10 protein-coding genes are annotated in these 6,759 nt (G+C 62.5%); 2 read left to right on the top strand and 8 right to left on the bottom strand.

Annotated elements, in window-relative coordinates:
• Window positions 1-333: hypothetical protein (locus VNH11_27950; protein ID HVA50220.1), on the top strand; the 333-nt coding region annotated here is incomplete at its 5' end.
• Between the two features lie 264 nt (window positions 334-597).
• Here the strand turns inward: VNH11_27950 and VNH11_27955 are convergent.
• The 5 genes from VNH11_27955 to VNH11_27975 form a co-directional block, all read right to left on the bottom strand.
• On the bottom strand, window positions 598-936 hold the full coding sequence (locus VNH11_27955) for a hypothetical protein (GenBank protein HVA50221.1): 339 nt from the start codon (window positions 934-936) through the stop codon (window positions 598-600).
• 220 nt (window positions 937-1,156) lie between these two features.
• Window positions 1,157-1,660 (bottom strand): DUF2335 domain-containing protein, encoded by a 504-nt coding sequence (locus VNH11_27960; GenBank protein ID HVA50222.1) that lies wholly within the window; start codon window positions 1,658-1,660, stop codon window positions 1,157-1,159.
• Window positions 1,635-1,886: a hypothetical protein gene (locus tag VNH11_27965; protein HVA50223.1), complete on the bottom strand. Its 252-nt coding sequence runs from the start codon at window positions 1,884-1,886 to the stop codon at window positions 1,635-1,637. The genes VNH11_27960 and VNH11_27965 overlap by 26 nt, the downstream gene beginning before the upstream one ends.
• A gap of 240 nt (window positions 1,887-2,126) precedes the next feature.
• A complete protein-coding gene (locus tag VNH11_27970; GenBank protein HVA50224.1) occupies window positions 2,127-3,689 on the bottom strand; it encodes a hypothetical protein in 1,563 nt (520 codons plus the stop codon).
• Between the two features lie 257 nt (window positions 3,690-3,946).
• Window positions 3,947-4,309 carry a hypothetical protein gene (locus tag VNH11_27975; GenBank protein ID HVA50225.1) on the bottom strand — a complete coding sequence of 121 codons (363 nt, stop codon included), beginning with the start codon at window positions 4,307-4,309 and terminating at the stop codon, window positions 3,947-3,949.
• A 106-nt stretch (window positions 4,310-4,415) separates the two neighbouring features.
• Here VNH11_27975 and VNH11_27980 point away from each other — a divergent pair, with 106 nt between their 5' ends.
• Window positions 4,416-4,820: a hypothetical protein gene (locus VNH11_27980; GenBank protein HVA50226.1), complete on the top strand. Its 405-nt coding sequence runs from the start codon at window positions 4,416-4,418 to the stop codon at window positions 4,818-4,820.
• A 227-nt stretch (window positions 4,821-5,047) separates the two neighbouring features.
• Here VNH11_27980 and tnpA read toward each other — a convergent pair whose 3' ends face one another.
• From tnpA to VNH11_27995, 3 genes are all read right to left on the bottom strand, one after another.
• Entirely contained in the window at window positions 5,048-5,476 is a 429-nt protein-coding gene (gene tnpA / locus VNH11_27985; protein ID HVA50227.1) for an IS200/IS605 family transposase, read from the bottom strand.
• Between the two features lie 275 nt (window positions 5,477-5,751).
• The gene (locus tag VNH11_27990) at window positions 5,752-6,066 is read right to left on the bottom strand and encodes a hypothetical protein (protein HVA50228.1); all 315 of its coding nucleotides are present in this window, start codon (window positions 6,064-6,066) and stop codon (window positions 5,752-5,754) included.
• Window positions 6,067-6,080: 14 nt separating this feature from the next.
• Window positions 6,081-6,641 (bottom strand): hypothetical protein, encoded by a 561-nt coding sequence (locus VNH11_27995; GenBank protein HVA50229.1) that lies wholly within the window; start codon window positions 6,639-6,641, stop codon window positions 6,081-6,083.
• Window positions 6,642-6,759: the final 118 nt, after the last annotated feature.

Here is a 6,759-nt window from a genome sequence, read left to right on the forward strand (position 1 = left end):
TTGGCGGCACCGGCGGCCGCCTGCGAATGGCTGCTGCGCCGACATCGGCCGCGCTTTCGCTGGAGCCTGCGCATGATGCTGGCCGCCACGGCAGCGGCAGCGGCGCTCTGCGGTTGGTATGCCGCGGCGCGGAACACCGCCGACGACCAAGACGCTGTGATCGCCGCGAAAGGGAGCAAAGTCTGGCTGAAACGTTGGGGACCAAGCTGGCTCGACCTGGTCGGAGCCGAGCGTTATCGCCGGCGAATCGCGGGCGCAACGCTCGGCTTAACGGTGATTTCGCGCCACGCCGCCAAGTCGTCGGCCAAGGCCTGCAACTCGGGCCGAACCTGATAGAAGGGAACGCCGATGTTCAGGTCGCGCGAGCGGATCTCGCCGGCCCAGCGCCATACGTCGCCGAACATTTCGCGGTGCAGCTTGACCATCCAATTGACGTCGAAACGCGCTGTGCGGCGCGAGGGCCGTCCGGCAAGGTACTTCAATGTCGCCTTGAGAATGTTCTCGGCTTCCGCGGCGTTAAGTTGCGACCGTGTGGCGATGCCTTTGATCCGCAAGCCGGAGATGTCATCGATCGGCGTTGCGCCCGGCAGCGTGTTTTTACGCTTCGGGATCGACGGGAAACTCCACCGTGGGTCCCAGTTCCCGGGCACCGGGCAGATTCGGCACCTCCACCTTGTCCCACGGAATCCATGGGATCGGTTGCTGGGCGGCACGACAACGGAGCACCGTCTCCCGGAACCCCTCGATCACCTTGGCGACTGCCTCTTGCGAGGTAGCGCCCTGGGCGGCCACCTCGGGCAGCGCCAGGCAATACGCCGAATATCCGCCCTCCGCGAGCGGGTAAACGAGAATGTGGCACGAATAGGCTTCGCCAGGTTTGTAACAGCGCGGCTTCGATACCGTCACTGTGACGCCGTCCAGTTCTGGGTCGGTCATGGATTATCACCCTTCCGTTCGAGGACTCTCAGCCGATGAGAGCCGAGGATCTCGAGTTCGCCACCTTCTTCAACCAGCAGGTCCAGCACGTAACGGCCAACGTGAGGCGTCGGCAGCGGCTGAAACGGAACAACAACATCTATTATAGCCAGTGGATTGCCCCCGGTAACTCGAACCTCGAACTCCCCCAGCGTTCGGGCATCGAGAAGGGCCAAATGGCTCAGTGCCGCTTACCGGAAACCATGTCGGCCTTGTGCTCTCGTTCCACCCTTCGCGAATGCTGGCCGTAGACAAACACGCCGGAAAGCGAGACGATCGTGCCCGTGATAATCGCCGCCCCAGCAGTCGGTGCGCCTGAAAGAGCCACCCAGAGTCCAGCGCCTATGATGGCGAGAGATACAACGAATCCCAACCATAGACCGACCCATGACCGCCTTGAATCGCCTTTGACGACGGTGGATTCGAGGTCGATACGGTGCGCGCTCTGCTTCTCCGCCATCGCCATGATGCGTTCGGCGGCTCCGGGAACAATGTCGTTGTATTCCCTGAGTAATGCCGGAGGAGGCACCGGCCCGCTATAAGACGTTGTCGTTACTTGGCTCGTGATTTGGGCCAAAACGCCGGCCGGAATTGCGGAAGGGGCGTTCTGGACGATCTCCCTTTTTACCTGCGCCAGCGCTGTTCGCTTCGCCTGCTGCTTACGGCGCTTTGAGCTTCTTGACATGCTCAGGCAATCCAACCCTGTCGCGCGATCGCGCCAATTCCTCGACCCAGGCAGCCCGAACATCATTTCCGGCAGCCGTCCAGTCGGCCCAGAGGGCGAGATTATCGGCCTCCCTTTCGCTGGCCGAATAGTTATATTCGTTCAGGAACCCGCCAAAATCGACCAGTCGGGCGGCACCCTCGAAAAATGATGGGCGCGCAAAGAGGAATGTGCTTAAGTTACCCATGTGACGACGTTATGGCTAGCTGCAAAGTGGCTCCGAATGAATCCTACACGACGGAGCATACGGTGGAAATAGGGCAATCCTCCCCTCTCCCAAAGATAGTTCATTGCCAGGCGTTATGATAGCACCGCCCGGAAAAGTTCGTCAAACGACTAGAAATGCCCAGTCAGCCCCGGCTTGACCTCAGCGGTAGGGCGAAGCTTGCCGCTCTTGCCAGGCCGGCGGCTTTCCCAACTTGCCTTCTCACCGCGCATACCCCGCCGGCGTCAGCGGCCCGCGGGTCGATTGCGGCGGGCGGCGAAGAGCGGCGCGGCCGGTCATGTCGTAGCCGCGCGATCGGGCTTCGCTCTCGATGCGGTCGAACAACGAGCCGATCTCCTGCTGCGTCATCTGGCCGGCCACGTGGATGTCGCCAAAGTTGAAGTGCAATGCGCTGGCCAGCGAGTGCGCCGCGTTTGCCGTCGCATGCCGTTGGCCGGGCAAACCACCTGAACCGGAGCCGAGGTCGATTTGCCGGCGCTGGTTCATCCAATCGACCGCGCCGATGGCCGCGTCTTGCAGCGAATTCCAGCGGTCGAGAATCGCACCCGCGCCGGAGTTGCCCCACTCAGGATGCCAGTCGAGCTGCTGGCCGAGCACCTGACTGGCGCGGTCGAAGGCGGTGTCGAAATTGGCCAGTCGCCCCGCCGTGAGACCCAGTGGATTGACCGCGCCGCCGCCGGGGTCGATGCGAAACGCGCCGGCTGCCGGGAACATATTGGCCGGATTGCCGAACATCGCTTGCAGCCGGGCCAGCGGAATGACCGCTTCGGGGCCGGCCTCGCCGATGAGGGCCATTGTCGGATCGGTGACCACTCCGCCCGTGGCCATCGGCCGGGCCTTCGCCAGACCGGCCTGCATCTTGTCGAGATTGGCCAGCATCGACTGGAACATGCGGATGGTGTCTTGGAGCTGGCCGGGCTGCGACAGCAGATATTGCAAGTTGCCTTGCGGGGCGAGTTGGCCCGGCGCGCCGAAGCTGTGCATGATCGGATCGACGCTGTTGGCCAGGTTCCGCGCGTTGATAAACGACTGATTGAGCTGGGCCATGACATAACTTCGGGCAATGTCGATGGCCTGTTGCGGGTTGCCCGACGCCTGGGCCGCGTTGACCATCTGCTGAATCTGCTGCCCACCCTGCAAACTTTGCCCGACTGCGTTCGACAACTGCGACATAAACTGCTGCATTTGCTGGGCGACTTGCATTCCCGCGGCGGCCTGCTGCTGTTGTTCTCGCGGGGCGAGTTGGCCGCGGGCGTGAAAGAGTTGCTCCATCTGCGCCTGGCCCAGCTTGGCGAGATTGTTGGCGAACCCTTGCACGGCGTTGTTGGCCCGGCCGACGAAGGCCGCGAAATCGGCGACGTTGGCGTTGCCGCGGGCCAGCGCGCCGACCATATTGTCGGCGCCGTCTTGCAGGTTGCCGACTTGCACCTTGGCGGCGTCGCGTTGTTTGTTGGTGGCCTGAATGGCCTGCTGCACGCTCTTGGCGAGTTGGCCGACGGTCTGTTGAAGTTGCCCGAACGGTTGACCGTTGCCGCGCCCGCCCAGCAGGTTGGCGAAGAGTTGCGTGAAGCCCGTGGCATTGGCGGACGGGAGTTGCGGAATCGTGGCGTTGGGTTGATTCGGCAGCGAAGCCGGCGACACTCCGATTGTTTGCGCGACGCGGAAGGCGAATTGTTCGGCGGCGGCCGCCGCGGTTTGCAGGGCGCAGCAGAGGTTGGCCACGTCGAGCGATGAGGTCAGGTGATCGGCAGGAGGAGTTCGCATGGTGTTCGTAGCACCGAAGGTGCGTGATTCGATAGCCTAGGGTGCAACCCTAGGTTGGCGGTAGGATTAGAACTGGTAGCCCTGAAAGGGCGTTATTCCCCGCCGTAGCGCTCTCGCGCGAGATGACTATCCATCGGCGCGTCGGGGAATGGCGCCCCGCTGGGGCTTTCCGTTTTCGTGCATTCGCTAACCCAGGGTTCCGCTGCGCTGCACCCTGGGCTATCGAATCACGCCCCTTCGGGGCTGGAACTCCTGGTCTACTTGAGCACGTTCGACAAATTCAGCTTGATCTCGACTTCCCACGAGTCGCGGTACGCTTTCTTCAAGGGCAGCGTTGGTTCCAAGAACCGGGCGGTGAAGTTGTTACCGTTCTCATCGGTGTAGGTGAATGCCGTGGCGAAGTTGGCGGCGAAGAACGTATTGAGGGCGTCCTTCTGATCGTCGGTGAGCGACTTGCACTGCAGCGTCACTTCCCAATACTGCGGCCCGACCTGGTAGCTCACCAGGCTGCCGCCTTGCGTGCGATGCACGATGCCCGGCATGGTGGTCGGGGCATCGGTGTCGGGCGCCGTGGCCCGCAACGTCAGGGAGCCGTTGCCAGTGAAGGTGATGGTGGTCATGGTCCGTTGTCAGTGGTCCGTGGTCTGTGGTTTGTTGGCGAGCGGCCGCCGGGTCGTTTAGAATGCGCGGATGGCCGCGCGACGCACTTATTCACTGCAAATCTTGTTGGGCACGATTGCCGTGTTCGCCGTCGCGGCCGGGGCATTCGCGGCGCCGCCGTCGCTTGTCTCGGGCCTGCTGGTCTTGATCCTGGCCACCTGCACGCCGGGGTTGTTGCTTATTGTCTGGCGTTCGGGCGGCGGTTATCGTCGATCGTTCGTGATCGGGGCCGCCGCGCCGAGCATCGCGTGTGCGTATCGATGGTTGAAGCTGCTAGATCCCACGAGGTTCAGGGGCACTACATCGGTGGCCCAGATTGTCGAGCATGACGGCGTATGGCCGCGCTTCATCGTGCTCACCTATTTGGCGATCGCCCTCGGTGGCGGTCTGGCCGGTGTGGCCGTTCATTGGCTGATGGCGGGACGTTCGGGTGGGATTTCCGCAGAGCAAAACGGGGAAAGTCATGAATGAAACATCCAGCCGGCTTTAGCCGGCTTTTGGTGTCTGCCACCAGCTTTAGCTGGTGGTTTACGGGCCACCACTAGCTTTTTGTCAGCCGGCTTTAGCCGGCTTGTGTCTCAGGCTTCAGCCCTTGGCGGGGTCGAGTCTCCACTCAATGCAGAGGAAGCCCGGCTAAAGCCGGCTCATTGTCAAGCTGGCGCACCTCCAGTTAAGGCTGGGTAGCGAGCGGCGCCGGCTCACTCTCCTTCATCGAAGCCCGTCATTTCCAATCGTGGCTTTGCCGTGCCTTTGGCGTGGTGCTCTTTTTGGTTGGCGATGTAGTCCAGCACCCAAGGCAACTGCCTCTTGCCAAAGCTCACCACACCGTAGCCGCGCTGCCACTCCAAGCGTTTCGATCGCTCTTGCCGATTCAGGTCGTAGGCACTCCCGCCCTTCAACTCTTTGACCAGTTCGCTGATCGTGACAAACGGCTCGATGTTCATCGCCAGATGCACGTGGGTCTCCGTGCCGTTTACGCCGTGCAGGTACACGCCGCGGGTTTTTTTGCAGCGCTCGCGCAACAGCTCATGGACAATGGCTTCGATCCGTGGCGAGAGCAACGGCACGTCATCCTTGGTGTGCCAGTTCAGATGGAGATAAATCTCATGGAACACATGGCTCGACATGGCCGCCTCGCTAAAGCCTCAGGAAGGGTTTGTTCGGGACTTCATATCACCGGCTAAAGCTGATGGCAAGCGGGTAGCCATGAGCAATCTCTCTCCGGCAAGGGCTAAAGCCAGGTTCGAGAAGCCCGGCTAAAGCCGGCTGACAACGGGGGTCATTTTGGCCGCAAACCACCAGCTAAAGCTGGTGGCAAGCGCCGAAGAAGCCCGGCTGAAGCCGGCTCAGGCAATGGCGGTTCCAGCACCACTAGCTCAATCGGCGCGCAAGCGGTTCGCCGCTAGCGCGAACTTAACCTCAACATCCCCAACGCATCATGCATCTTGTTCAATCGCGACTCGTCGAAATAGAACGGAAAGTCACGGGCAATCTCACGCTCCACCTCGGCAATCGCCGCTTGCTCGGCCGCCGAAACCGTGGGCAAAACCGAGTCGCCCAACATGCGGCGAATCTCACGCTCGAACCGCTTCCGCAAACTGCTGCCGCCGGTCGATGCCTCCACCGGAACCAGCGCCACGTCGATGGCCCTGGCCAGCTCGCCGGCCTGCTGCTCCAAACAGGCGACGGCATAAACAAACACGCTCCGTGCCGGCAAACGCCCCAGCTCGCTCAGGCCCCAACCGGTGGCGGCGGCGATGCCGACTTCGATTCGCTGGCATAGTCCGCGACATCGAGAAGTGCGGAACTCGCGCCGCTCGCGGCCGGTCCGGGCGGCCGCATCCCGACCAGCTCGCCGAAAAAACCGGCGGCCTCCGCAAACACGCCGTCGGCCACCAACGCCGAGTAGGCCGCTCGCGCAACGCGCAACACCTCGCCCGGCGAAAGCGACGCGATTTCGTCGTCGGTCAAGTTGCTCGCGCCACGCACTAGCGCCGTCACCAGCGGCGGATGCTTCAGCAGCCATTGATACAACGTCGGCAAGTTGCCGGCCACGAACTCGTAGACCAGCCCGGCCAGATCGACCAATGACAGCGTGCCCGTCGCCCGTGCGGCGGTCTGCACCTCGGCGAGCTTCGTCCGCAGGCCGTCGTTGAGGCTCGGCAACAGCAGATCGGCCTTGGCGAACGCCTCGACCAGCGCCTTGAAGCCCGACCAATCGAGCGGACCGACCTGGATGATTTTGTCGCCAACGCGGATGGGTGGTTGAACGTCGGTTCGTGGCAATGGCATGGGATTGTTCCAGAGATAGACCGTAGACAGGGATGTAGGGTGGGACCAGCGAGCTTGCGAGCGCCGGCCCACCGTAAACGACGTCGCCATCGGTGGGCCGGCGCTCGCAAGCTCGCTG

It is taken from the genome of Pirellulales bacterium, assembly GCA_035533075.1.
Classification (GTDB): domain Bacteria; phylum Planctomycetota; class Planctomycetia; order Pirellulales; family JAICIG01; genus DASSFG01.

Bases quoted from the DNA above. Each gene is read 5' to 3' on its own strand.
- VNH11_27955 (HVA50221.1), bottom strand. From the start codon at position 936: ATGACCGACCCAGAACTGGACGGCGTCACAGTGACGGTATCGAAGCCG.
- VNH11_27960 (HVA50222.1), bottom strand. From the start codon at position 1,660: ATGTCAAGAAGCTCAAAGCGCCGTAAGCAGCAGGCGAAGCGAACAGCG.
- VNH11_27965 (HVA50223.1), bottom strand. From the start codon at position 1,886: ATGGGTAACTTAAGCACATTCCTCTTTGCGCGCCCATCATTTTTCGAG.
- VNH11_27970 (HVA50224.1), bottom strand. From the start codon at position 3,689: ATGCGAACTCCTCCTGCCGATCACCTGACCTCATCGCTCGACGTGGCC.
- VNH11_27975 (HVA50225.1), bottom strand. From the start codon at position 4,309: ATGACCACCATCACCTTCACTGGCAACGGCTCCCTGACGTTGCGGGCC.
- tnpA (HVA50227.1), bottom strand. From the start codon at position 5,476: ATGTCGAGCCATGTGTTCCATGAGATTTATCTCCATCTGAACTGGCAC.
- VNH11_27995 (HVA50229.1), bottom strand. From the start codon at position 6,641: ATGCCATTGCCACGAACCGACGTTCAACCACCCATCCGCGTTGGCGAC.